The organism is Paraburkholderia phenoliruptrix, assembly GCF_047325075.1.
Taxonomy (GTDB): domain Bacteria; phylum Pseudomonadota; class Gammaproteobacteria; order Burkholderiales; family Burkholderiaceae; genus Paraburkholderia; species Paraburkholderia phenoliruptrix.
In genome coordinates, this window is record NZ_CP168530.1 from 143,174 (window position 1) to 168,546 (window position 25,373).

At 64.4% G+C, this 25,373-nt stretch carries 22 protein-coding genes; 10 read left to right on the forward strand and 12 right to left on the reverse strand.

What is annotated here, in order from left to right; genetic code table 11:
* Window positions 1-110 precede the first annotated feature (110 nt).
* A complete protein-coding gene (locus ACEN8U_RS00640; RefSeq protein ID WP_013591499.1) occupies window positions 111-278 on the reverse strand; it encodes a hypothetical protein in 168 nt (55 codons plus the stop codon).
* A 51-nt stretch (window positions 279-329) separates the two neighbouring features.
* Complete coding sequence (locus ACEN8U_RS00645) at window positions 330-1,493, reverse strand: DUF4382 domain-containing protein (protein ID WP_310111728.1); 1,164 nt, start codon at window positions 1,491-1,493, stop codon at window positions 330-332.
* Between the two features lie 290 nt (window positions 1,494-1,783).
* Between ACEN8U_RS00645 and ACEN8U_RS00650 the strand changes: the two genes are divergently transcribed.
* The 6 genes from ACEN8U_RS00650 to ACEN8U_RS00675 all read left to right on the forward strand — a co-directional run bounded on the left by ACEN8U_RS00650 (window position 1,784) and on the right by ACEN8U_RS00675 (window position 8,337).
* Window positions 1,784-2,038, forward strand: coding sequence for a hypothetical protein (locus ACEN8U_RS00650; protein ID WP_310111727.1), 255 nt, complete (start codon window positions 1,784-1,786; stop codon window positions 2,036-2,038).
* 60 nt (window positions 2,039-2,098) lie between these two features.
* Entirely contained in the window at window positions 2,099-2,506 is a 408-nt protein-coding gene (locus tag ACEN8U_RS00655) for an RcnB family protein (protein WP_310111726.1), read from the forward strand.
* A 511-nt stretch (window positions 2,507-3,017) separates the two neighbouring features.
* A complete protein-coding gene (locus ACEN8U_RS00660) occupies window positions 3,018-5,336 on the forward strand; it encodes a sigma-54 dependent transcriptional regulator (RefSeq protein WP_310111725.1) in 2,319 nt (772 codons plus the stop codon).
* Window positions 5,326-6,528 carry a DUF917 domain-containing protein gene (locus ACEN8U_RS00665; protein WP_310111724.1) on the forward strand — a complete coding sequence of 401 codons (1,203 nt, stop codon included), beginning with the start codon at window positions 5,326-5,328 and terminating at the stop codon, window positions 6,526-6,528. The genes ACEN8U_RS00660 and ACEN8U_RS00665 overlap by 11 nt, the downstream gene beginning before the upstream one ends.
* Window positions 6,525-7,250 (forward strand): aspartate/glutamate racemase family protein, encoded by a 726-nt coding sequence (locus ACEN8U_RS00670; RefSeq protein ID WP_310111722.1) that lies wholly within the window; start codon window positions 6,525-6,527, stop codon window positions 7,248-7,250. Before ACEN8U_RS00665 ends, ACEN8U_RS00670 begins: the two co-directional genes overlap by 4 nt.
* A gap of 895 nt (window positions 7,251-8,145) precedes the next feature.
* Complete coding sequence (locus ACEN8U_RS00675) at window positions 8,146-8,337, forward strand: hypothetical protein (RefSeq protein ID WP_013591492.1); 192 nt, start codon at window positions 8,146-8,148, stop codon at window positions 8,335-8,337.
* Between the two features lie 42 nt (window positions 8,338-8,379).
* On the opposite strand, the gene ACEN8U_RS00680 is transcribed toward ACEN8U_RS00675, so the two are convergent.
* The 9 genes from ACEN8U_RS00680 to ACEN8U_RS00720 all read right to left on the reverse strand — a co-directional run bounded on the left by ACEN8U_RS00680 (window position 8,380) and on the right by ACEN8U_RS00720 (window position 21,206).
* Entirely contained in the window at window positions 8,380-9,588 is a 1,209-nt protein-coding gene (locus ACEN8U_RS00680) for an MFS transporter (RefSeq protein ID WP_310111720.1), read from the reverse strand.
* Between the two features lie 47 nt (window positions 9,589-9,635).
* Window positions 9,636-10,058: a hypothetical protein gene (locus ACEN8U_RS00685; protein ID WP_310111718.1), complete on the reverse strand. Its 423-nt coding sequence runs from the start codon at window positions 10,056-10,058 to the stop codon at window positions 9,636-9,638.
* A gap of 84 nt (window positions 10,059-10,142) precedes the next feature.
* Window positions 10,143-11,420: an FAD-binding oxidoreductase gene (locus tag ACEN8U_RS00690; protein ID WP_310111717.1), complete on the reverse strand. Its 1,278-nt coding sequence runs from the start codon at window positions 11,418-11,420 to the stop codon at window positions 10,143-10,145.
* Between the two features lie 96 nt (window positions 11,421-11,516).
* Window positions 11,517-13,091, reverse strand: a complete 1,575-nt coding sequence (locus tag ACEN8U_RS00695; RefSeq protein ID WP_374725953.1) for an ABC transporter substrate-binding protein — start codon at window positions 13,089-13,091, stop codon at window positions 11,517-11,519.
* 217 nt (window positions 13,092-13,308) lie between these two features.
* Complete coding sequence (locus ACEN8U_RS00700) at window positions 13,309-15,324, reverse strand: hydantoinase B/oxoprolinase family protein (RefSeq protein ID WP_310111716.1); 2,016 nt, start codon at window positions 15,322-15,324, stop codon at window positions 13,309-13,311.
* A gap of 23 nt (window positions 15,325-15,347) precedes the next feature.
* A complete protein-coding gene (locus ACEN8U_RS00705) occupies window positions 15,348-17,387 on the reverse strand; it encodes a hydantoinase/oxoprolinase family protein (RefSeq protein ID WP_310111715.1) in 2,040 nt (679 codons plus the stop codon).
* 43 nt (window positions 17,388-17,430) lie between these two features.
* Window positions 17,431-18,765 (reverse strand): FAD-dependent oxidoreductase, encoded by a 1,335-nt coding sequence (locus tag ACEN8U_RS00710; protein WP_310111713.1) that lies wholly within the window; start codon window positions 18,763-18,765, stop codon window positions 17,431-17,433.
* A gap of 72 nt (window positions 18,766-18,837) precedes the next feature.
* Window positions 18,838-20,319 carry an aminotransferase gene (locus ACEN8U_RS00715; RefSeq protein WP_310111711.1) on the reverse strand — a complete coding sequence of 494 codons (1,482 nt, stop codon included), beginning with the start codon at window positions 20,317-20,319 and terminating at the stop codon, window positions 18,838-18,840.
* Window positions 20,316-21,206, reverse strand: a complete 891-nt coding sequence (locus ACEN8U_RS00720) for an aldo/keto reductase (RefSeq protein WP_368608517.1) — start codon at window positions 21,204-21,206, stop codon at window positions 20,316-20,318. The genes ACEN8U_RS00715 and ACEN8U_RS00720 overlap by 4 nt, the downstream gene beginning before the upstream one ends.
* Window positions 21,207-21,355: 149 nt before the next feature.
* Between ACEN8U_RS00720 and ACEN8U_RS00725 the strand changes: the two genes are divergently transcribed.
* The 4 genes from ACEN8U_RS00725 (at window position 21,356) to ACEN8U_RS00740 (ending at window position 23,168) form a co-directional block, all read left to right on the forward strand.
* The gene (locus ACEN8U_RS00725) at window positions 21,356-22,087 is read left to right on the forward strand and encodes an IclR family transcriptional regulator (RefSeq protein WP_309586584.1); all 732 of its coding nucleotides are present in this window, start codon (window positions 21,356-21,358) and stop codon (window positions 22,085-22,087) included.
* 367 nt (window positions 22,088-22,454) lie between these two features.
* Complete coding sequence (locus tag ACEN8U_RS00730; RefSeq protein WP_310111703.1) at window positions 22,455-22,631, forward strand: hypothetical protein; 177 nt, start codon at window positions 22,455-22,457, stop codon at window positions 22,629-22,631.
* Between the two features lie 5 nt (window positions 22,632-22,636).
* Window positions 22,637-22,873 (forward strand): hypothetical protein, encoded by a 237-nt coding sequence (locus tag ACEN8U_RS00735; RefSeq protein ID WP_310111843.1) that lies wholly within the window; start codon window positions 22,637-22,639, stop codon window positions 22,871-22,873.
* Window positions 22,874-22,964: 91 nt separating this feature from the next.
* Window positions 22,965-23,168, forward strand: coding sequence for a CsbD family protein (locus tag ACEN8U_RS00740; protein WP_309586588.1), 204 nt, complete (start codon window positions 22,965-22,967; stop codon window positions 23,166-23,168).
* 37 nt (window positions 23,169-23,205) lie between these two features.
* Here the strand turns inward: ACEN8U_RS00740 and ACEN8U_RS00745 are convergent, their stop codons facing one another.
* Window positions 23,206-25,302 carry a TonB-dependent receptor gene (locus ACEN8U_RS00745; protein WP_310111700.1) on the reverse strand — a complete coding sequence of 699 codons (2,097 nt, stop codon included), beginning with the start codon at window positions 25,300-25,302 and terminating at the stop codon, window positions 23,206-23,208.
* Between the last annotated feature and the right edge of the window lie 71 nt (window positions 25,303-25,373).

Genomic DNA, 25,373 nt, shown 5'->3' on the forward strand with positions numbered 1-25,373 from the left:
GGGCGCAGGCGTTCGGCGCGAGGCCTGACCCCGCGCCCGCGCAAGCCCGGCCGAAGCGGCACACCGCCGCGCCGTCTGCGGGGCGCGGCTTCAGTTAAGCGGGCCTGCGCTCAGCAGTTGCCCTTCTTCGCCTGTCCTGGCGGACAGAAGCCGTTGCCCGGTCCGCCCTGAGGGTGGCCTTGCGGCACCACCACGACACCCGGCGCATCCGGCACATACAGCGCACAGCCGCTCAACAGCACGGCACCCGTAGCAAGCAGACAAACAATCTTTTTCATGAGGTTCCCCGAGGAAGGGCTTGCGCCCTTCCGTCATCACGTAATGGTTGATTAGAAACTGAAGTTGACGCCGGTTTGATCGGTAGTCGAGACATTGACCGCCGACTGCTGGGTCGCCCCGCTCGCGCTGACGGCCTGCGCCGTGTACTGACCCGCCACGCTCGCGACCGGCGTCAGCGAAACCGGCAGCGTACCCGAATACGTACCCACGAGCGGCGCGGCAGCCGGCAAGCTGAGCGAATAGGCGCCGGTATCCAGATTGGCGTTCGAGCTCGTGATTTCATAGTTGACGCCGCTCACGGTTTGCAACGCCCGCACGATGGCCTGGGCGCTCACCGGCACAACCGTGCCGCTCGCAACGCGCAGGATCGATGCCGGCAGCGCGATCGGCGCGGCCGAGGTCGACACCACGGTCGATGCGTTCACAACGACCGGGACCGAGCGCACCACGCCGGTTGCGACATTGTTCTGCACGATGACCACGTCATAGTTGCCGCTGGTCGAGCTTTGCTCGAGCGGCGTCAGGACGAAATGGCCGCTGCTGTCCGCCACGGTGCCCTTGATGATGTTGCCGTTCTGCTCGGCAAAAACCGCAGCCCCCGCTTCCGCCGGCGCGACGTAGCCCGAAATCGTGCCGCTGACCACCGTGGGCGTCGCCGTCACCACCGGCTTCAGACTGTACGAGCCGTTGCCCTTCTGCACGATCGACTTGCAGGCGTTGAAGTCGAGCACGAGATCGACGAGCGTATTGGCCTGCACCGTGAAAGGCCGGACGATCTTGTAGCCGCTTTGCGCGGCGCTGGGCGTGTCGAGCGCCTGCTCGCTGCCGCCCGTGGGGACGACCGAATTCGCCAGCGAATTGCCCTGGTTCTGCGCGAGCACCAGCCGAACCTGCTGATACTGGCCAGCTGGCAAGGCCGTCTGCCCGAGGTCGGCGAGCACGCCGTTGGTGAGCGAAAGCAGGTCGATTCGTTGCGGCGTCGTCAATGCGATGTCGCTCCAGCCGCTGTCGCCATCGCCTGCCTGCGCGTTCATGTTCACGCGCACCTTGTTCACGGTGACGTACACGTGATCGAAACCGCACGCCGGAGCGTCGGTCATCTGCACGCGGAGCGTGCCGGTCGGCGTGCTGCCGCCGTTCCCGCCGCCTCCACATGCGGCAAGAGCGAGCGGCAATGCGAGCGCGCACGTGAGCGTTTTAAACAGGGTTTTCATGGGTGATTCCTCCATCATCATTGTTGTGCGCTGAAGGATATGGAATTTCCCTGTAAGCAGAACTCGCGATTTGAAACCGGCCGTAACTAGAGCGATTTAACATTCTTTATCATGACGGGAGAGACTCAGAGTCCCGATTTGCATATGATGCTGGATGAATAGGCTCAAAAGAAGCATTCACGGCTTTCGCGGCTAGGCCAATAATCAACCTGATTGGTTATTTGCCGCATTTGGACTAAGGTTTAGTAGCTCTTCGTTACACAACAAGAACGAACGTTGCGAGGTGGGGCATGCTCACGTTAATCGACCAGGAGATCGCGCATCTCGCGCGAGTCATGAGCGCATCAATGGCGGGCGACCTTGCGGGGCCCATTCTGCCGGCCGCCTACTGGCGGGAGCGGCTTCATCAACTGCTCGATTCGCAGCACCTCACGAATGCGCAATTGCGTTCTATCGACGTGCTTCTGCTACAACTGGATGAACTCGAAGCGCAAGCCGCGAATAGCGCCGGCAGCGCACGCCGCGTTGCAATCGGCGCGAGCTAACGAGCCGCAATACGGCACAATGAGAATAACTTCAGCCGCCAGTTTCACAGGAGCCCCGCAATGAACAAGTCCCGCCTATTGGTCGCGTCCGTCATGGCCGCCGCTATGCTGGCATCGTCAGTCGCACTCGCCCAGCCGCCGCATGACAACCCCGGTCACGGGGGAGACCATGGGCACGGCCCAGGACCCGGTCACGCCGATCACGATAAAGGACCGAATGGCCACGGGCACAAATCAATGCCGCCCGGGCATGGTCCCGACGGTCCCGGCAATTCCGCGAACGCGCCGGGACATTGGCGCAAGGGCGACCGCCTGCCGCCCGAATACCGCGACCGTCAATATGTCATCGACGACTGGCGCGCGTACCGGCTCGCTCCACCGCCGCGCGGTTATTCGTGGGTCGGTATCGGCGGCGACTATTTGATGGTGCAACTATCCACGGGCGTGATTCTGCGCGTCGGACCGTAAGCGCCACGACATCCGGCCGCCTCGCGCGGCCGTCCACCTTCGGTCCTCGTTCCCGGCGCACGGGCAGCCCGGCCCCCAAGGCCATCCACGCAGCATAGCGGCCGCCCTTCGCCCAATCCTGCCTGACTGTTAAAGAATCATCGGCATGCCGCCGTTATATCCGTTACGCATAGCGAGCGGCCGGTGGATGCTTGCGCGGCCGCGCGAACCTGTCCCGCGCGTTCACGCCTCGCTTCGATCGACGCGATGGGGGTCGCGGCCGCGCCACTTTTCACCATGCCCTTTATGAGCCGCACGACGCCTGGATAAAAGGCGCAAGGCACCAGCGCAAGGATTAATTTCGAAAGACAACACCGGCAGCAAGCCGTCATACTCTGTCTCTCCTAGGGCGAAACCTTCCGACAGCGGAATTGGAAGTTTCGCTGCACACCCGATCGATGCATGACCGCCGTCGCTGGACGGCCATTTCCGCGCTGCGCCGCACGCGGATCATGTGGAGCGTACCTGTTAAATGAGTTCTACCCCTGTCGTTCCGTTCGCCCACGACAAGCCCGGATCCGGCTCATTCGTGGGCAGCGCGCCGGCGTTTCGCCAACTGGTCCGGATGATCGATCGAGTCGCGCCGACCGATCATCCGCTGCTCATTTTCGGGCCGACCGGCTCCGGCAAGGAGCTGGTGGCGCGCCGTGTACACGCGCACAGCCAGCGCCAGGATCAACCTTTTGTCGACGTCAATTGCGGCGCGATTCCCGACCATCTCGTCGAAGCTGAACTTTTCGGGCACGTGAAAGGCGCCTTCACCGGCGCTGCCGAAAACCGCCAAGGGCTTTTTCAGCAGGTCGGCAAAGGCACGCTGCTGCTCGACGAAATCGGCGAATTGCCGCTCGCGCTGCAGCCGAAGCTGCTGCGCGTACTCGAGACGCGAACCTTCCGCCCGCTTGGATCGACGACCAGTCTGCACTTTGCAGGACGCGTCGTGGCCGCGACCCATCGCGACCTGCGCGAGCTTGCACGCGAAGGCCTCTTTCGCGAGGACCTGTTCTACCGCCTCGCGGTGTTCGTGCTCGCCGTGCCGGGACTCGAGCAGCGGGTCGAGGACATTCCCGCGCTCGTCAACCACTTCGCCTCGCAGCATGCGCGCCGCCTCGAGTTTTCGCCGCCTGCGCTTCGGCGTCTTGCGCAGCACCCGTGGCCGGGCCATATCCGGCAATTGCGCAATCTGATCAGCCAGCTGAGCGTGCTCGCCGAAAACACGCACATCGACGTGGACACGCTCGAGCCGTTTCTCGCTAACGAGGCGAGCGGGCCGGTCTCGCGAGCGAGCCTTGCGGACATGCTGCTGCAACTGGAAGGCCGCGACAAGCTGAGCGCCGCCGAAGACCTCCTGATCGACCGCGCGCTCGAACGCACGAGCGGCAACAAGAGCGCGGCGGCCGCGCTGCTCGGCGTGGGCCGCAAGACCATCGAACGGCGTCTGAAGTCGCGCGAGGAACATCACCGGGAGGCGCACAAGTGCCTCGAACATGCGAGGGCGCTGATCGAGGAATCGAAGTTCGCCGAAGCCATTCCGCAACTGCGCCGCTGCCTCGACGTGCTGCAAACGCCGAACGAACAGGACGCCGTGCGCCGGCTGCAGTTCGACGCCTATCGCCTGCTCGGCATGAGCTTGCGCAGCGTGCACGGCTGGCTCTATGCCGAGGCCACGGCGTGCTACGCCGCGGCCCTCGCGATTGGCGAAGGCGTGTGCGCGCCCTCAGAAATCGCCGCGATCCAGTTCGGCATCTGGACCACGCAGTTGACCACGCTGCAACTGAAGCAGGCGCGCGCGACCGCGCAGAACATGCTGGAGCGCGCGCAGAACGGCGGCGATCGCGTGTCGCTCGACGAAGCGCATGTGGCGATGACCAACACGTTGTTCTGGCTCGGCGACAGCGAGGAAGCGCTGGCCTGTCTCGCGCGCGGCAATCTGCTGGGCGTGGGGTGCAACGACATCCGCACCGGCTCGCAAGGCATCGACCTGGCGAGCCTCGCGCTCACTTTCGAAGGACTCGCCGCGTATCAGATCGGCGCCTTCGCACAGGCACGCCGCGCGATGGAGATGCTGATTCTGCGCGCGTCCGAGCCGGGCGTGCATGCGCTCGCGCACGTCGTCAATCTGCAGGGCGCCGCGTGGCTCGCCGCGCTCTTCGACGACGTCGACCGGCTCGGGCGCCTGTCGAGCGAACTTGAATCGGTGTCCATTGCGTATGGCTTCGCGTTTTATCGAGGAGTCGGCCAGGTGCTGCGCGCCTGTCATCTCAGCGCGATGGGTCAATCCGACGAAGCAGAAACTGTCATGCTCGACGGCTACGATAACCATGTGGTGTGCAACGGCGGCGCGCTGTTCTATTCGTTCAAGGCGTGGCAGCACGGGGAATTGCTGTTGCGCGCCGGACGTGCGAAGGAATGCGAAGCACTGCTCGCGGCCGCGATCGACGAAACGCTGGCGCGTCAGGAGCGCGTCTACCTCGGCAAGCTGCTCGTCACCCGCGCTCGCGCGCAGTGGGCGCTCGGCGACGTGAACGCGGCGGAACTGGGCCTGCGCACCGCGCTGTCGACAGCGCTTGCGTTCGGCGCGGTGCCCGCGCGCGTGGACGCCGCGCGCTACCTCGCGGACCTCTTGCGTTCCACTCGCCGTGTCGCGGAAGCGATCGAGACGCTTGAGCGCGGCTTGCGCTCGTTGCCCGTGGATGCAACGCCGCGCGTCGCGCGCGCGGCAAAACTGCTTGCCGAACTTCAGCAGCAGACTTCTTTCGACAACTACACTAAAGGAATCGTCAATGGCATTTGACCTACGCCGGGAAGATCTGGAACCGCTGCTACTGGGCGCGGCTTTTTTTGGCAGCGGCGGCGGCGGCACGATCGAATCCGCCCGGCATCTGGCCGCGCATTTCGTTGCCGGCGACTACTATCCGACCGACACGGTGAAGGTGGTGTCGGTTGAAGAAGCCACCGAAGGCGCCGCCGTCATGGTCGCCTACCTCGGCGCGCCCAAAGCGATCAATTCGGCGACCTACCCGCTCGGCCCGGTCACCGCCGTGCAAAACGTGAAGACGCGGCTCGACGGACAATCCCCGAAACTCGCTTACGTGATGCCGCCGGAAAGCGGCGCGCTCGGCTTCACGGTGGCGGCGCTGGTGGCGGCAAAACTCGGCCTCGCGGTGATCGACGCCGACGGCGCCGGCCGGGCGGTGCCTTCCCTGCCGATGCTCACGTTCGCCGCCGCGGAAATCGACCCGCGGCCGGCGTTCCTCGTGAGCCAGGGCGGCCTGTGCGTGGAACTCGACGTGACGCCGCGTCAGGGCAAGCTCGGTGCACCGACTCATCAACGCGACGTGTCGGCGATCGTCGAGCAGATGATGCGCCCTGTCGTGGCCGACCCGGAATTCGGTCAGTTCGGCGGACTCGCCATGTGGGTCATGAAGCCGGCCGATATCGGCCGGGCCACGCCGATTCGCGGCACGCTGACGCGCGCGCTCGAACTCGGGCGCGTGTTGCAGGCGGGAGGAATAAGCAGCGCCCGGCAGATGGTCGACTATCTCGTCGAACGTTGCGGGCTCGCAGCGCGGGCGGTGTCGGAGCCGGGCCAGCTGGTGTCGGCGGAAGTGGATACTAGCGGTGGCTTCGACGTCGGCAAGATCCGCATTCAGGCGCAGGAGCGCACCTATACCGTCATGTACCAGAACGAGTCGCTGCTCGTATGGGACAGCGCGTGTGCGCAGCCGATCGTGCTCGCGCCCGATAGCGTGGCGTACTACGTCGGCGGCGAAGGCCAGTCGGTGTTCAGCAACGGCGACCTCGTGAACGCCGACGGCTCGCTGAATCCGGCCATCGGCAAGCGCCCGGTCACGCTGATCGCCTGGCGCGCCGAAGCGGAACTACGCAAGCCCGGTTTGATTCTCGACAGCTTCATGCAGTTACTGAACTCCCTCAATTATCTCGGCCCGTATGTGCCGCTGGCATCCAAAGGAGACGCCTCTTGAATTCGCCAATCCGAATCTGCGTGCTGGTGCCGGTCGCCACGTCGCAGTACAACGAGCGCATCATGAAAGCCATTGCGCCGGTGGTGCCGCCGGACGTGCAGGTCGAGATTCGCAACATCACGCAAGGGCACCCCGACATCGAGAATCGCACGAACTGGCTGCAAAACGCCATGCCGGTGGTCGAACTCGCGCAGGCGATTGCCAACGACGGCTTCGACGGCATCTGGCTGACCGACTTCGATATGTGCGGCGTCGAGGCAGCGCGCGAAGTGATCGACATTCCGATCATCGGCGGATTTCCGGCTGCGGCGTTTTCGGCGCTCGCGCTCAGCCAGCGTTTCTCGATCATCACGATCCTGCCGAGCACGCTCGCGATGCAGCGCGGTCATCCGCAAACTTACGGCATTCAGGACACGTTTGCGTCGATCCGCGCGATCAACTGCCCGGTCGCGCAACTCGACGACATGGAGGTCGTGATCATCCGCACCTTCGACGCAGCGCTGAAGGCGATCAAGGAGGACGGCGCACAGTCCATTCTGCTCGGCTGCACGGGTTTCGTGGATGTCGCGAGCCGCGTCTCCAGGATGCTCAGCGACGAAATGGGCGGCTACGTGCCGGTCATCGATCCGAACCAGGCCGGCTTTAGCTTCCTGGTGTCGCTGGTGCGCATGCAGGTGCGGCCGAGCCGGCTGACGTACAGCAAGGTCAGCCTGCAGTCGTAAGTTTCCCCATCTGCCTGTCCCTGTCCGTCCGGCGCGGCGCGCGATGCTGCGCCGCGCCGGACCTTCCGCCTTGGCCATTCGCGCCCAAGGGCTTCCGACCGCGTTGTTTCCGCGCTGTTTCCGCGCTGTTTCTGCGTTGTTTCCGCGTTGTGTCCGCGCTGTTCTGCGCTCTTGTGCGTTGTTCTGCGCGGCTCCGCGCTGTCCGGACCGGACGAAATCGCCCCTCTACGCGCCGCGCATGCCGACCTGGACGAAAACGTCCACATTTCACCCCGATCCTGGACGGGATTGACCATTTGCGCCCAAGCGCGTCCACGGGTTGGCCCGCGCACACGCGATCTCAACATATGGCACGGTCGTTGCTTTTACGAAGACTCGCGGCGTTGAGTTCGCGCGCCGCGACCGAATCTGTCCGAAATGCCGGGGGCCTGAGAGACCAAACAACGATCGTGCGCCGCACCGTTTTCGAGGCATCGGCGTCTGCCTGAATCGACGCCGCCGATCAAACGATCGCCGTTCATGAGCGCAATGCCTCGATTAGTTATACGAACGAATGCGAAAGCGCCGATCAAGCCGACGACGAGATGTTGCCGGCAGCAGACTGAGAGAGGGCTGTGCTGTAGCAGTGACAGTGTCGGAACGTCGCGAGGGAAGGCTTCCACAGAGAAGCGGCTCGCGGCGCGAGGCACTGAATGGCGGAAAATCTTTTGGCTATGTACCAGACGATCCGCTACGGGGTAGGTCTGGCCGCCGTTGCGTGCCCTTGCCGGGGCGGCAACGGCGGCTCGTCCGTTGTAGTGAGGCGCAAAAGAACAAGCTGCATGACCAGTTCTACGCGGCGTCAGACAGTGAGCGACGCTGCGAGCAGACCAGACTGGCCACCTACGGGGGTTCAATGATGCATCGCCACATTCTCGAAAGCGAGCTCGTTCATCTCGAGCGCGTCATCGCATCGGCATCGCAAAAGCCTTTTCCGCCAACCTATTGGCGCGACCGCGTCGAACATCTGAAAACCTCGCCGCAAGCGACCATGTACCTCAATCGCATTGCGCGGCTGTCGCGCCTCGTCGCCGAACTGGACGAGTGACGCCGCAGTCGGTGCCCGCGTGGCGTAGTTAGCCCGACGTGGTCAGCGTGTCCCAGCGCGCGTGTCGGGCGCCTTGCCGGCGACGAGCAGCACGATCGTCGCGATGCAGAACACCGCCCCGGCATGGAAGGTGGTGGCGGCGCCCAGCTTGTCCCATAGCTCGCCGGCAATCACGCTCGAGAGCAGCGTGACGGCGCCGCTCAGCAGGTTGAAAAACCCGAATGCCGTGCCGCGCAGTTGCGCCGGCGCGGTGTACGAGACCATGGTCGCAAGCAGACCCTGCGTCATTCCCATGTGCAAGCCCCACACTGCGACGCCCAGCAACACGACGCTCCAGTGGCTGCCTCGCGCAAGCACGAGGTCGGCGGCAATCAGCACGACAAGCCCCGCGATCAGCAGCCTGGTGTGGCTCATCGTGTCAGCGAGCTTGCCGAATGGATACGCCGACAACGTATACACGACATTCATCGCCACCATGACGAGCGGCACGAGCGCGACGGGCACGCCGCTGCCCATCGCGCGCAACACCAGGAATGCCTCGCTGAAGCGCGCGAGCGCAAACACGCCGCCAATTGCGACGACCCACCAGTAGCTCGCACCGAGCTTCTTCAGGTTCTCGAGCCGGATCGGATTGACGCGTTTCGTGCCCGGCTCGCGCGCCGGTTCGTGGATGCCGACCGTCAACAGCGCGACGGCCAGCAAGCCCGGTATGACCGCGAGCCAGAACGCCAGCCGGAAGTTGTCCGCCCACACCGACATGATGATGACCGCGAAGAGCGGCCCCAGCACGGCGCCCACCGTATCGAGCGACTGACGCAAGCCGAATGCGGCGCCTCTCAGATGCACGGGCGTGACGTCCGCAACGAGCGCGTCGCGCGGCGCGCCGCGGATTCCCTTGCCCACTCTGTCGATCACCCGTGCGCTCACCACCACGCCGACCGTCGGCGCAATCGCGAAGAGCGGCTTGCTCAGCGCGCCGAGCGCATAGCCGGCCACGGCGAGCCACTTCCTGTTGCCGAGATAATCGCTGAGCGCGCCAGAAAACACCTTGACGATCGGCGCGGTCGCTTCGGCGATGCCTTCAATCAGACCGATGGTCGCCGCGCTCGCGCCGAGGCTGACCATCAGGAACATCGGCAAAAGGCTGTGGATGATCTCCGACGAGACGTCCATGAAGAGGCTCACACAGCCGAGTATCCAGACGCTGCGCGGAATACTTTCGAGCACGTTGATGCGGGATCGGACTCGCATGGGTGGGCGCATTCAGAAGAGAAAGATGAACGGAAGACCGAGGCCACTCACTGCTGGCACTGCACGTCCTTCCTCGGCACGACGATCAGCACGGGGTAGGTGCCATGGTCGAGCTCTACGCGCGCCACCACCTCGGTCAACGTGCTGTCGATCTGGTCGTACACGCTGACCTGTTCGCGCCTGAGCGTTGTGATGCCGGTGCACGCGGACGCGCGGCCTTCATCGGAGATCCGGCATTGGATCGGATTGTCGGCCAGATAGCGATATTGGTCCCGCGCAGGCGTCGCGAGGTATTCGCGAACGCTTTGTTCGGAGCCGCCCACGCCGGTCACCTTGCCGATCGCACATTGCAGTGCGCCGGTGTCGCCGCTGGCGGAGGTTTGAGCGTGAGCGGCCGTGCTCGCCGCGAGGGCAGCGGCAAGGGTCAATGCAGCGGCCAATGCAAGGGTCAATGCTGGGGGATATCTCATCGCGCACGTCACGTTTGTCGGGCTGAAGTGCTGAATTGTAAAGGCACCTCGCCCGACCGGCTCGCCAGCGAGCCGCGCGGCATGTCAATGGAGAATGTCCTGCATGCGATAGTAGGCGCCGACGAGCGGCAGCATCCAGCGGCGCGCGGCATGGGCCGGCACCGGAGGCCAGGGCAGCGCGCGCCACGGGTTGGCATCGGCGGAACCATACATGACGTCTGCCATCACGCGCCCCATATGCGTGGACATCTGCACGCCGTGGCCGCTGTAGCCCATGGAATAGTAAAGCCCGTCATGCTGCCCGGCGCGCGGAAGGCGGTCCACGGTGATGTCGACAAGACCGCCCCAGCAATAGTCGATTCTCGTCGCCCCCAGCTCGGGAAAGTACTTCGCGAGATTGGCCTGCAGCACCTGCCCGCTCTTCGCGTCCGAGCGCGGATCGGACATCGCGAACCGGGCTCGCCCGCCCCACAGCAGCCGGTTATCCGGCGTCACACGAAAGTAGTTGCCGATATTGAGCGACGTCACATAATTGCGTCGATGCGGAAAAAGCGCGTCGAGCTGCCCCTTCGATAGCGGCTCCGTCACGACGATGAAACTGCCGACCGGCGCCATCCGTTGCTGGAACCATTGCAGCGGCCCTTGCCGCGACGGGCCCGTCGCCACCAGCACGTTGTCCGCCCGAACAACGCCGCGCGCCGAGGTGATCTCGTAGCGGCCGCCGTCCATACGCTTGATTTGCGTCACGGCCGCGTTCGGGAAAATGCGCGCGCCGTGACGCGCGGCGCTCTGCGCGAGCCCCACGCCGAACTTGCCCATATGCATTTGCGCGCCGTTGCGCTGCAGCAGCCCGCCATAAAAGCCATCCGAGCCGACTTCGCTGCGCACGCGGGCCGGCTCGATCAGTTCGATGTCCTGATCGACTTCGCGATACAGTACGTCATAGGTCCGCGCGAGCTTGTCGAAGTGCTTCTGCTTTGCCGCGAGTTTCAGCTTGCCGCAACGCATGAAATCACAGTCGATCTTATGTTGCGTCACGACCGATTCCACCGTCCGCACCGCACTTTCATACGCGCGGTAAAACGCGCGAGCCTGTTCGAGCCCGACGCTAGCCGCGAGCGAAGCAAAGTCTTGCGCCACACCGGTGTTGCACTGCCCGCCGTTTCTGCCCGACGCCTGAGCCGCAATGCCGCCCGCCTCCAGCACGGTGACCGACACGCCGCGCGTTGCAAGCTCCAGCGCAGCGGACAAACCGGTAAAACCGCCGCCGATCACCACGACATCACTGTGCCCCTCCACCGGTCCTTGCGCGCCGTCCTTGAATTCGGGGGCCGTGTCCAGCCAGTACGAATCTAGCTTCATTGATTTTTCGATTGATTGCCACGACGAAGACCGGCCTCGCCGCGAAGTTCTCGCGACGAGCCGGTCACCGGAACGCTCGACGGCGTACAGCTTACGTCAGGCGGACCACCACGCATACTCGGCAAAAGAAAAGCCCATCATCGCGCCGGTCGGAATCGAACCGAGGCCTTTCAGGCGCTTGTCGTTTGCATCGAGCAGGCTGATGAACGCGGGAATGCCGATGCCGCCCTCGTCGGCGACGAGCGCCTGCATTTCGCCGTACATCTGCTTGCGCTTCGCGTCGTCGGTCTCGGCACGTGCGCTGACGAGCAGCTGATCGAACTTCGGGTCCTTCCACGCGGACTCGTTCCACGGCGCGTCCGATTTGAAGAACTGCGTGAACAGCACATCGGCGCTCGGCCGCGGATTGATGCTGCCGAATCCCAGCGGATGCTTCATCCAGTGATTGGACCAGTAGCCGTCGGCCGGCACGCGATTCACAGTCAGGTTGACACCGATCTTCGCGGCCGTTTGCTGGATCAGCTGCGCCATTTCGATCGAGCCGTTCGCGTCCGAAGTCGCGTAGATCGGCGGCAATGCGCCGGTGCCGACCGCGCCGGCCTTCTGCAGATAGAACTTCGCCTTGTCGAGGTCGAACTTGCGTTGCGGCAGCGAAGCATTGAAGTACCGATGCCCCGGCGGAATCGGCTGATCGTTGCCGATCACCGCGTAGCCGAGAAAGACCGCCGAGCGGATCTGGTCGCGATCGAACATGTACTTCATGCCTTTCACGAAATCCGGGTTGCCTGTCAGCGTATTGTCGCGGCGCATGATCAGGTCGGTGTAGAGACCCGACTTGGTTTCCTTGACCTCGTAGCCCGGCGTTGCGGCAATGCGGCGCGTGGCACGCGGGTCGACCGAGTTAATGAGGTGCACGTCGCCCGCGAGCAGCGCGCTCACGCGCGCCGCGTTGTCGCTGATGCTGATGAGCTCGATCTGATCGAGATAAGGCTGCCCCGACTTCCAGTAGTTGTCGTTGCGCACCCCGACGGTGCCCGCGCCCGGCTTGAAGCTCTTCAGCTTGTAGGGACCCGTGCCGATCGCCGAATTGAAGTTGGTCGTGCCGTCCTTGACGATGACGAGTTGCGGCGTGGCGAGAATCACCGGCAGGTCCGCGTTCGGCACCTGCAGCGTCAGCGTCACTTCGTTAGGCCCGCTCGCCGTCACGCTCGCGAACTGATCGGCGAGCGTCTTCACGCGCGATGCCGTCTGCGGATTCTTGTGACGCATCAGCGAATAGACGACATCGGCCGGCGCAAGCGGCTTACCGTCGTGAAAGGTCACGCCCTGACGCAGCTTGATGATCCACGTCTTCGCGTCCGTGCTGGACACGGATTCCGCAATGTTCATACGCGGCGTCAGGCTCTCGTCGAGCTGCGTCAGGCCGCTGTAAAACATGAAGAAGCGGATGTAATCGCCGCCGGTGGAACCTGCCGCGGGGTCGAGCGTATCCGACACCGAACCGGCGTCGTAGGCGACGCGGATACTGCCGCCCTTCTTCGGAACCTCCGCGGCAAGCACAGCGGGCGCGGCTGTGAGAAGCCCTCCGCCCGCGACCATCATGCCGGTCCCGGCCAACATGCGCATCATGTCGCGGCGGCTGATGCCGCGGTTAATCGTATCGTCGTTCACGTCAATTGACTCCGCAGAAGTGAGTGATCCAGGCAACATGCCGTATGCGGCGAGACGATTTCCGAGGTCTCGTTAACAGCATCGTATGCCGGCAGAAAGCGCGTAAAGCGCCGACAAAAAAAGGCAGACGGCATAAACAGACTGTTCTTGCGCCGCTAACGCGGCAATTTGCATGGTCGCCGGTTTTGGGCTCGCGACCATGTCCCCGCGAGCCATGTCAGGCGCTCGCCGACGCTGTGTTTTCGAGCAACTGCGGATAGCGTTGCAGCACTTCCTCATACAGTTGCGCGATGACCTGCGGCCCAGGCGTCAAGGTGCCGGCCGCTTCTTTTGCGTCGAGCGCGTCGAATATCTTGTGCTTGAGGAAATGCCGCCACACCACCGGCGCACGCGCGAGAATGCCGGTCAGCACGTCGTAGCGCTCGCGCGTCCATCTCGCTTCGTATGCGTTGCGCTCGGCGCCGTAGTCGAAGTGAGTGACGGGCTTCTGCCGCGCCGCTTCTCTCGCGGCGTCGCGCAGACGCGCGGTCGAGTCCATATCGACGGCGCCGTCGGTCAGCACTACGCTGTACAGCTCGCGCGCCTCCTCGACGGACACGTAGCCGCGCCGCACATCTTCCAGCACCTTCTGTGTATCCCGTTCGTAAGGATGCCCATAGCCGCCGCCGCCGCATCCCTCGAGGCGGATCACGTCGCCGGGACCGCAGATCACGAGGTCCGTCACGCCGAGATTTTCTTCGCTCTCTGTGCCGGGATTGCGGGTAAACCGCGATACGGCACCCGCTTTCCCGCCCAACACGCCCCACGAAGCAAAGCGCGAGCGGTCGCGATTGCGCGCCGTCACGAGCGTGCCCGGCGACGACACGCGAAACTCCATCACCGTGCCGAGGCCCCCGCGGTATTTGCCGGCGCCCGCGCTGCCCGGTACCACGCCATAGCGTGTGATGCGAATCGGCACTTCGGCTTCGTTGATCTCAACCGGCGTATTGCGCAGGAATGCCACGTTCGCGCCCGAAGCGTCCGAGCCGTCGGCCGACGCCATGCCGCCCGCGCCGCCACCCACGGGTCCGATCGACGCGATCACCGTGCGGCCGTTGCGATCCACCGTCTTCACGTTGAGGATCGACATGCCGCCGGCCGGACACGCCGGCAAGCGCTCGGGGCAAACCATGGAGAACGCACCGAAGCTCACATACTGTGCGACCTTCGCGGTCAGGCTGCGCATGCCGACCGCTGCCGGCGGCACGCAGTTCATGATCGTGCCTTCGGGCAGGATGCAGCGCGCCACTTTCAGCATGCCCGCATTCAGCAGCAGATCGGGATTGAGCGAATACAGCACATAGTTCAGGCCGACGAGCGCAAGCACATGCCGCTCCTTGCCGCCCGTCGGCATATTCAGCGACGAATTCAACTGCGGGTCGCTGCCGGTGAAGTCGAATACGAGCGAGTCGTCCTTCACAGTCAGCGTCAGCGCGACACGCAGCGGCTTGCCGTTAACGGAATCCTCGTCGGCGTACTCCGCAAAGAAGTATTCGCCGTCCGGCATGCTCCGCACGATCGTGCGGGCCTGCTCTTCCGAATAGTCGAGCAATGCGTCCATGCCTGCGCGAAACTGCTCGATGCCGAAGCGTTCGATGATCTCGAGCACGCGCCGCTCGCCGGTCATCAACATGGCGATTTGCGCTTTCAAGTCACCGCGATTCTGTTCGGCCGCGCGCACGTTGAGCGCCATGTGCTCGAGCAGCGTTTCGTCGAGCACGCCCGCGCGGACAATCTTGGTCGGCGCGAAACGAATGCCTTCCTGATAGATCTCGGTGAGCGTGCGCGACAGCGAAGCCGGCACCGCGCCGCCCATGTCAGTGTTATGAATATGCCCGCCGACATAGCAGACGACTTCGCCCTCGTAAAAGACCGGCTTCCACATCATGACGTCCGGCGTGTGAGTCGCCACATAGCCGCTATAGGCGTCGTTCGTCATGCAGATGTCGCCGGGCTCGTAGTGATCGATCATGTCGATCACCGCGCCGAAATCGAGGCCCGGATACCACGTGGCGCCGAGCGTTTTCGGCGACGCGAAGGTCAGCCCGCGGGGGTTCATCAGCGTGCAGGAGAAGTCTTCGGTTTCTTTCACGAAGGCGGAATGCGCAGTTCGCACGAGCGTGTATGCCATGCTTTCCGCGGCGGCGACGCAATAGTTCGCGAAGATCTGAAGGACGGCTTTATCGAATGTCATGGTGCGTTTCCTGGGTCGGCCGGTCAGACGGCTTCGAGAAAGAGGTTGCCGTACTCGTCCACGCGTCCGTCGAAGCCCGGCAGCACGCAGGTCGTGGTGTCGTCCTGCGCGACAATTGCCGGCCCGACAAAGCGGTGTCCCGCCAGCAGCGCGGAGCGTCGGTAAAGCGGCACGCGCCGCCACGCTCCGTCCAGATAGACGTCGATCTCGGACTCGACGCGCGGCACGCCCTCGCCCACGGCAATCTGCGGCAGCTCCGGCTTCGGTGTAGGCGCGGTGATGACAAGCCGCAGCGCCACCACCTGGATCGGCGACCTCTCGTCGCTGTGTCCAAAAAGACGCGCGTGCTCGCGGTGAAACGCCTGCGCAATCGCCTCGATGTCGCCGCCGGTAATCGCCTGCGTGGACAGCGGCGTGTCGATCTCGAACGATTGCCCGCGATAGCGCATATCGGCCGACACGACAATGTCGGCGCTCGCGTCCGTTCCGCGCTCGCGGATCACCCACGCGCGCGCGTCCGCTTCCAGATGCGCGAGGTCTTGCGCGAGCAGTTCGAGCGACGCGCGGTTGAGCGGATAGTATGTCGTCCGAACAAAGTCGTTTTTTGTATCCGCGATCAACCCGCCGAGCGCGCTGAGCACACCGGGCGTGGTCGGCACCAACAGATTGCGCACGTTGAGCGCACGCGCGAGAAAACAGCCGAGCATCGGGCCCGCGCCGCCGAACGGCATGAGCGCGAAGGTGCGCGGATCGATCCCGAAGCGCGAACTCAGCCGGCTCACGCCTGCATACATGCCGGAAATGGACACCTCGATAATGGCCGCGGCGGTTTGATAGACATCGAGGCCGAGACGTCGTGCGAGCGGCTCGATTGCCCGGCGCGACGCGTCCACATCCACCTTCACTGCGTTGTAGCCGAGCGCGGCGCTGCCAAGCACGCCGATCACGGCGAAAGCGTCGGTAATGGTCGGGCGGGTGCCGCCGCGTCCGTAACACACAGGACCCGGGCTCGATCCCGCACTTTCGGGTCCGACCTTCAGCACGCCGAATTCGTCGACCCACGCAATCGATCCGCCGCCGTCGCCGACTGACGATACGGACACCGAAGGAATATGAATCTGAAATTCGCCGATGTATTCGCCGGTCGCGTATTGCGGCTTGCCGTCGACAATCAGCGCGATATCCGCAGTCGTACCGCCAATGTCGAGGCTCATGCAGTCTTTCAGCTTGCACAGCTTCGCGAGATAGGCCGCGCCGATCACGCCCGAGGCGGTGCCGGACAAAATCATTTGCACGCAGTTCTGTTTGCCGTGTTCGGCGCTCATCACGCCGCCATTCGACTTCGTCACCTTCAGGTCCGCGGCGACGCCGCTTTCGGCCAGCGCGGCCTGCAACTGCGTCAGATAGTTGGACACGCGCGGCTGCACATATGCGCCGATGGTCGCCGTCACCGTCCGCTCGTATTCGCGGATGATCGGCCACACCTCGTGCGAACACGATACGAAAAAGCCCGGCAGCGCGGCCTCGATCAGCGCCTTCACCTGCTGTTCATGCGCCGGGTTGCGATAGGCGTGCAGCAGCGACACCACCGCGCCTTCGCAGCCCGCCGCCTGCAAACCGCGCACGGCGTGCAGCACGCTTTCTTCGTCGACGGGCGTTTCTTCCTCGCCGTCCGCGCCGAGACGCCCGATCACACCGAACACGCGGTCACGCGGAATCAGCGGTGCGGGACGGCTCGACATCAGGTGATACATGTCCGGAATCTTCAGACGCGCGATATCGAGCACGTCTTCGAAATTTCGCGTGGTGATGAGCCCGAGCTTGAGCCCACGGCGCTGCACAACCGCATTCACGCCCACTGTCGTGCCATGCGTGAAATACGTCACCTCATGCGGCTCGATGCCATAGCGTTCGCGCAATCCTTCGACACCCGCCAGCACTTCGCTGCCGGGACTGTCAGGCCGCGAGAAAACCTTCAGCGTGCGGATACTCCGCGTGTCCTCGTCCAGCACCGCGAAATCGGTGAACGAGCCGCCAATATCCACTCCGATTCTCAACCCCATTGTCGTGTCCTTGCCTGTCTAAAGTGAGATGCGCGTCGGCGGCTTACGCGTGCTGTCTGCGTTTGTCGATGACATCGCGAATCTGGTAGTAACTGCCGAGCGCCGGCATGAACCACGGCTTGCCTGCGTAAAGCGGATGCGTGACCATCGGCGTGCCATAGGCGCTCGTCTCCGGTGCCTGTCCTTCGACGATCAGGCGCGCGACCTTGTAGCCGAGGTACGTCATCATCACGACGCCGCTGCCGTTGCAGCCGAGCGCGTAGTACATGCCGTCGGCGGTACGGCCGAGATGCGGGAGGAAGTCGAGCGTGAGCGCGACCGTACCGCCCCAGCTATACGCCACCTTGACGTCGGCCATCTGTGGAAAGCGTTCGACCATCTGTGCATGCAGAATCGCGGCCGACTGCCGGCGATCGAGGTTGTAGAAACGCGCGCGGCCGCCGAACAGCAGACGCTTGCCGTCCGGCGAATAGCGGTAATAGTTGACGACACGGCGTGTTTCCGAAATGCCGCGCCGCTTCGGTATCAGCGAGCGCTGCAGGTCGGCGGGCAATTCTTCTGTGGCGATCTGATGTGATACGACCGGCACCACGCGGCGTTGCAAATCGGGCATCGCGGCACCCGTGTAGCCATTCGTGCAGATCACCACATGCCGGCTGACGAGTGCGCCGCGCGACGTCTCGATGCCATACTGCGCCCCTACCCGCGTGACGCTTTTAACCGCCGCGCGGCTGCAGACGGTGACGCCCGCGCCGCGTGCCGCGGCGAGGAGCCCTGCGAACATCATCGACGGATGCACCTGGCCCGCGCGTTCGAGCAGTACGCCGCCGGTGTAGATGTCGCTCGCGAGTTCGGCGCGCAGTTCATCGCGCGAAAGCATGTGCGCGCCGGCGCGCGCATACGTGTTGAGATTGACGATGCGCTTGCGCCACGCGGCCATATGCGCGTCGGTCCACATCGCGTTGATGCGCCCTGCTTTCACATAGCTGCACTCGATGGCGTTCTCGCGCAGGATGCTCTCGAAAACGTCATACGAAACCGACGCTTCGGTGAGCAACGCGCGCTGTCTTTCTTCGGATGCCGAACTATCCAGCTTCTTTCCAGACGGCGCCTTGCCCACGTTGACGCCGCCGGATACCTGACCGCCGCTCAGCGTGCTTGCGCCGATGCCCGGCACATCGGCCTCCAGCACGACAACCAGCAACCCCTGCTTCGCCAGTTCGAGCGCGCACGAAAGGCCCGCATACCCGGCGCCGACGATGGCCACGTCGACCTCGCGAGGCACGTCCGACATGAGTTCGTCGTGCGGACGCCAGTCTTTCCACCAGTACGGTGTGTCGAAGAAGTCGGAGGAAAAAACCTGATTGCGCGTGGACACGGTTGAGTCCCTGGTTAGAGTGGAACTGCCCTGCTCGCGAGACGCGTCAAGGCGCTAAACTATTAGCTATGCTTACCTATTTAAAGGAGCGGTCTCCTGCGATTCTTCAGTCACCGCGCTGCGATCTTCAGCAAGCGAAGCAAGCAGCGCGTCGCTCACGTCGTGCAAGGCATCGCGTGTAATCGCAACAATTTCGTCGACGTCCGCCCGCGTAGCGACAAGCGGCGGCGCGAAGCCGACAATGTCGTGCGTGCCGAGCGCGCGCACGATCAGGCCGCGTGCGAGTGCGGCCTGCGCGACGCGCTGGCTCGCCTTGACTGCGGCGGGAAACGGCCGGCGCTCGCCGCCGTCGGCCATTAATTCGAGCGCGGCGAGCATGCCCACGCCCCTCACATTGCCGACGAGCGGGTGCGCGTCGAACGCGTCATGCAGACATGCCTGCAAATAGGCGCCGACTTCAGCGGCGCGCCCGACGAGTTGCTCGCGCTCGATGATGTCGAGGTTCGCCAGCGCCGCGGCCGCACACACGGGATGCCCGGAATAGGTCCAGCCGTGACTCATCGCGCCGTGCGCGCGCGAACCGCGCTCGATCACGTCCCACACGCACTCGCTGACCATCACCGCCGACAAGGGCAGATAGCCGCTCGTCAAGCCCTTCGCCAGCGACATCAGATCGGGCTTGAGCCCGTAATGCTCGCTGCCTGTGCGCGAGCCGAGGCGGCCGAAGCCGCACACCACTTCGTCGGCGACGAACAGGATGTCGTGGCGCGCGAGCACCGCCTGGATCGCGGGCCAATAGCCGGCGGGCGGCGGCACGATGCCGCCGGAGCCCATCACCGGTTCGCCGAAAAATGCGGCGATTGTGTCGGCGCCTTCACGCGCGATCAGTTGCTCCAGGTCCTCGACGCAATCCGCGACAAACTCCGCCTCGCTCGCGCCGCGACGCGCGTCGCGATAGAAGTCGGGACTTGCGGTATGCAGCACCTGCGGCATCGGCAAATCGAAACCCGCGTGAAATTTGGGCTGGCCCGTCAAACTGCCAGTCGCGATGCCCGAGCCGTGATAACTGCGCTGCCGCGCGATGATCTTCTTCTTGCGCGGCCGGCCAAGCACATTGTTGTAGTACCAGGCGAGCTTGACCTGCGTTTCGTTGGCGTCCGAGCCCGACATGCCGTAGAACACTTTCTTCATGCCAGGCGGGGCCCAGTCTTCGATCAGACGCCGCGACAGTTCAACCGCAGGGTCATTCGAGAAACCCGCGTACGTGTGATAGAACGACAGCTGACGCGTCTGCTCCGCGATGGCGTCTGCCATGTCCTCGCGTCCGTAGCCGATGTTCACGCAATACAGTCCCGCGAATGCATCGATGTAGGAGCGCCCCGCGTGATCTTCTATACGAATACCTTTTGCGCGCGACATGAGCCGCGCGTCCAACTGGCCGGACGCGTGATCGGCTGCATGCGTGCCGGGATGCATCAGATGTCGCCGGTCGGTTTCGAGCGTCAGCTCGCCTTGTTGCATGAGGGATTTCATGGCGGTGTCGATGAGGTTCATGTTTTGTCTGCCGCTGGTCCATGTGCCGGCGCGTCCCATTCGGGATGCCACGCCGCCTGGCTCACGCGGCCGTCGGCACGCGCCAGCGCGCCGATGCGCGCCATCTCGCCCGCATCCAGTTGAAAATCGAATACGGCCAGGTTTTCGGCGATCCGCACGGGATTCGACGATTTGGGGATGGCTGCCACGCCGGGCTGCTGCATGAGCCAGCGCAGGATGATCTGCGCCGGCTTGCGCCCGTGTTCGCGCGCGATCTCCGCGATAACCGGATCGGCAAGCAGCTTGCCGCTGCCCAGCGGCGTATGCGCGATTAGCGCCATGCCATGACGCCGGCACGCGGCGAGTACTTTGGTCTGGTCCAGATACGGGTGGTATTCGCACTGATTCGCGACGAGCGGCACCGACGCGAGTGCGACCGCGCGATCGAGCAGTGCGACCGGAAAGTTCGAGACGCCGATGTGCCGCGTCAAGCCGCTCTGCTGCGCGTCGCACAGCGCGCCGATGGTCTCCTCGAGCGGCACTTCGGGATTCGGCCAATGCACCAGCAACAGGTCGACGTGATCGAGCCCGAGTCTCGCGACGCTCGCCTGCGCGGCGCGCCGGAAATCGGCCGCGCGCAATTCGGTGTGCCACACCTTGGTGGTGACGAACACCTCGTCGCGGGGCACACCGCTCGCCGCGAGTGCCTGGCCGACCGCCTCTTCGTTCTCGTAGCGCGCGGCCGTGTCGATATGCCGATAACCCGCCGCGAGCGCCGCGCGCACCGCCTGCACGCCTTCGTGCGTCGACCGCCAGGTGCCGAGGCCAATTCGCGGTATGCGGGCGCCATGCGCCTCGACCACCGGCAAAGCGTCGCACGACTGAAAAAAGAGTCCCATTGCTGTCATCGTCCTCACTGCTTGCCAAGCTTGACCAAGGTGTGCCACAATACGGCACGGCGTTCCAAATCCAGTGCATGAAAAGTAACACGCGCTTTTTTGCGTTGCAAGCGCGGCGTGTGTGCGCTCGTGCGCCGTGCGCGCTTCCGGAGATCTGCATGAAAAGTTTGCTGAAGAGCCTGGAGATTCTGGAGGCTGTCTCGCAGAACCAGCCCGTCAGCGTCGGCGTGCTGGCGCGCCTGCTCGACATGCCGAAGTCGAGCGTGCAGCGGGTGCTGCTGACGTTTCACGAGGCCGGCTGGCTGCGTCAGACGAGCGGCGACCTGACGCGCTGGGAAGTGGGTCCGCGCATTCTCGGCGTGCGGCCCGCCGCGCTGCGCGGCGGCGCGCTGTACGCGGCCGCGCGCGAGCCGATGCGCGAGTTACGCGACCTGACCAACGAAACGGTTCATCTATCGGTCCCGGACAGCACCAATTCGATGGTGCTGATCGACCGCGCCGACTGCACGCAGAACGTGCGCACGTTCAGCCCCATCGGCGACCTGAGCCCGTTTCACGCCACCGCGACGGGACTCGCTGTGCTGGCGTACATGAAAGACGCGGACGTGGATGAAATCCTGAGCCGCGATCTGCCGAAGTTCAGCGAGACCACGCCGTGCGATCCCGCCGAGATCCGGCTGGAACTCGAACGCATCCGTCAGCGCGGCTATTCGGTGAATCTTTCGCAGTATCGTCAAGCGGTGTGCGCAATCGGCGCACCGATCATCGACTCGGACGGCGCGCCCGCAGCGAGCATCTGCATCTCCATGCCGGAATCGCGCTACGACCCGGCACGTCTCGATGAATGGGGCAAGGCGGTGGCGAAGGCGGCGGCGGCAATCAGCGTCTGACAAGCGGTGCGTGCTCGGCCGCGCGGAATCTGTCACGCGCTGCCGGCCTGGCTCGCGCTGCGGGCCTGTCATGCGCTGCGGGCCTGTCATGCGCTGCGGGCCTGTCGTGCGCTGCGGGCCTGTCGTGCGCTGCGGGCCTGTCGTGCGCTGCGGGCCTGTCGTGCGCTGCCGGCCTGGCTCGCGCCACGCGCGGTGCGCGGTGCCCGCCCCGCGGCGGGCGCGCCATTTACAAGCCGTTGTAATAACCGGCGCGCACGGCTAAGCGGCGTGATTCGCACGCACGGCGGCCCAGCCGAACTGCCGTCGGCACAGGCGATGCTGCGCATACGATAGCCGCCTCATTCACCGCCACGCACAGGAGCCACCCATGACCGAAACGCCTGCGCCTCAAAAACCCGATCCGCAGCAGTCCGAAGTCAGTCGCGGAACGCCGCCCGCCCGCACGCCCGAGTCGCTCCCCGAAACGGATCTCCAGCCGGATCAGCAGGCGGTGCGCGACATACCGGGCGTGGGGGCACCCGGCAGTCCGTCGCCTTCTCCGTGAATCCGGTGTTCATGGTCTATTGGTGCGAGACCGTAGACGACGCCATGGTGCCGCGCTCCGCTTCCTTTCCGGCCGGCGCTATGGCGGATGCGCTTTCGTTCGCCGAAACCTTGCGGCGGCGCCGCTCGAGCGGCGAATCCGTGTCCTTTGTCACGCTCTGCTCGGAAAATCCCAATTCCGTAGGACTGCCGGGCGTTGCCGATCCGCGTCCGGACTACGCCTGGAAAAAACGCCGTCCGTGATTGGACCGGCATTGCACCGGCATGCCGATTGCGGCCCAGCAGAGGGCGGCGGCTGCGTCGCGCAATCATCGCTCAACTTTGGGAGGCATGGATGGCAAACGACAAGACCGAAGGAATCAAGGAAGAACTGAAGGGCATGGTCAACAAGGGCATCGGCTCGATCACCGGTAACGAAGCGAAAAAGGCCGAAGGCGAAGCGCAAATCACCGAAGGCGATAACCGCAAAGACCTCGGCGATCAGCGCGAAAATGCGGAGAAGGGCAAGGTCGACCCGGGCAATCCGTCGAATCTTTGAATATGCTGCCCGCCCGGTTGCCCGACGCCGCTGCACGTCAGAACCTCGTGCGCAATCCGGCCATCACGCTGCGGCCGCCCTCGGGTGCAATGTCGCGGACCACGGAGCTCGCGTAGCGGATGTCCTGGTTCGTCAGGTTATCGCCGCGAAGATAGGCGAGCCAGTTCGTCGCGCCGACGCGAAACGCGTAGGTGAGAAGCACGCCGAGCTTCGTGTAACTCGCCGTCGGCAGATCGTTTTCGGGCACGCGGTGCTGGCCCCACGCGTGCTCCAGTTGAGCACGCGCGCCGAAGGGCCCATAGCCGTAATCGACCGCGAGCGTGGCCCGCAGCGGCGCAATGCGCGGCAGCGGCTGATCGTTGTCCATGTTGCGCGCATGCGTGTAGTCGCCGCCGAGTTCCACGTCCACGCGATGCGCGCCCTTTTGCAACACGCGCCACTTGCCGTCGAGTTCGACGCCGTAAAACTCTGCTCGCACGCCGCGATACACGGCTTCGTTCAGCGCGCCGTCGGTGCCCGGCGCGACGAGCTGGTCCGCGTCGTCCACGAGCCGCCCTGTGTTGAATTCCGTCAGATAGTTTTTGAAACGGCTGTAGAACACGCCGACGCTGCCCTTGTTCGGACCGCTCGCGAAACGCAGAGAGAGATCGCTCGAGAGCGCCTTTTCCTTCTGCGCATCGGGATTGCCGATCAGATACTGACCGGTCGCGTCATGCGGACCGTTTGCATAGAGTTCGTACAGCGCGGGCGCGCGCTCCGTGTAGGCGGCGTTGCCCGCCACGGACCAGAGCGGCGTCAGCTTGTACAACGCGCCGAGCGACGCGCTCGCCGCATTGAAGTCGCGCTCGCGCGCGCTTGCGAACTTGCCGTTGCCGGTTGCCGCCGGCTGCTGTTTGACGTGCTCGTAGCGGGCGCCGGCGCTCAGCTTGAGTGCATCCGTGACGTTCCACTCTTCGAGGCCGAAGAGCGCGACGTTGGTGGTTTGCGTCGTCGGCACGAGCGCCTCGTCGCCGAGCGCTGAGAAGGTGTTCTGACTGAGCTGAACGCCGAGCGCGCCTTCAAGCGGACCCATCTTGCGATGACGTGCCTCGATACGCGCCTCATAACCATGATTGCGGAACGTGGTGCTGGTCTCGCCGTTGTCGATTTCCTTGTGCTCGTAGTCCGTATAGCCGACGTCGAATTTGAGTTGGGAGAAGGGTCCGCGCAGGTTACGCACTTCGGATGCAAACGCCGCGTGGTCCTGATGCATGCGCAGACGCACGTCGTCCTCGGCGACCGAGCCGTAGTTCGCCTCGTAGCCGTTGTACGAGAGGCCCGCGTAACCGTCGGCCCACGTATAGGCGCCGCCGAGCGCGCCGCCATGCCAGCGGCCGTCGCTGTTGGGCAGGCTGCCGTAGGCTTCGCTGGTATCCGGACCGTCGAGCGCGCGCTGGCGCTCCGAGTGCGCAAAGCCGGGAATACGCTCCTTGCTCGTCTCGCGATCGAACGCGTCGACATGAAACGCAAATTGCCCGTTGCCGCCTTCGACCTGAGCCGCGCCGGCGCGCGCGTCGTTCGCGCCGCCGTAGCTCGCATCGACGCCGCCGGTGAGTCCGTTGATCGGCTCGCGCGGAATCCGGTTGTCGATGGTGTTCACCACGCCGCCGATTGCGTTGCCGCCGTACAGCAGCGCCGCCGGTCCGCGCACGATCTCGACGCGCTCGATGGTGAGCGGCTCTTGCGGCACCGCGTGATCGTAGGAGAGCGACGAGGCGTCCCAGGCGGCCACGCCGTTCTGCAGAATGCGGATGCGGTCGCCATCCATACCGCGAATGATCGGGCGGCCGACCATCGGGCCATAGGTTGTGGTCGACACGCCGGGCAGACCGTTGAGCGTCTCGCCGAGCGAGTTGGTCTGGCGGCGCGTCAGGGCGTCGCCGTACAGCGCGGTGGCGGGCGCGATCAGGTCGGTATCGCCGAGCGGATTGGCGGTGACGAAAACCGGTGCGAGCGAGCCGCCCGGCGCCTGCGTCGCATTCCCGGCAGGACGAACGTTATCCGATTGCGCATGCGCCAATGCGGCGACGAGCGCGAGTGAAAGTGGCGACAGCCGAAGCGCGCGCGCGGACGTGCGCGGAGGATTTTTATTCACGGTCTTTTATAGGATTCGCTGTAATGCCGGTTTTGTTCTATGAGCGCAATGTTATAACGTCTCACGCAGCA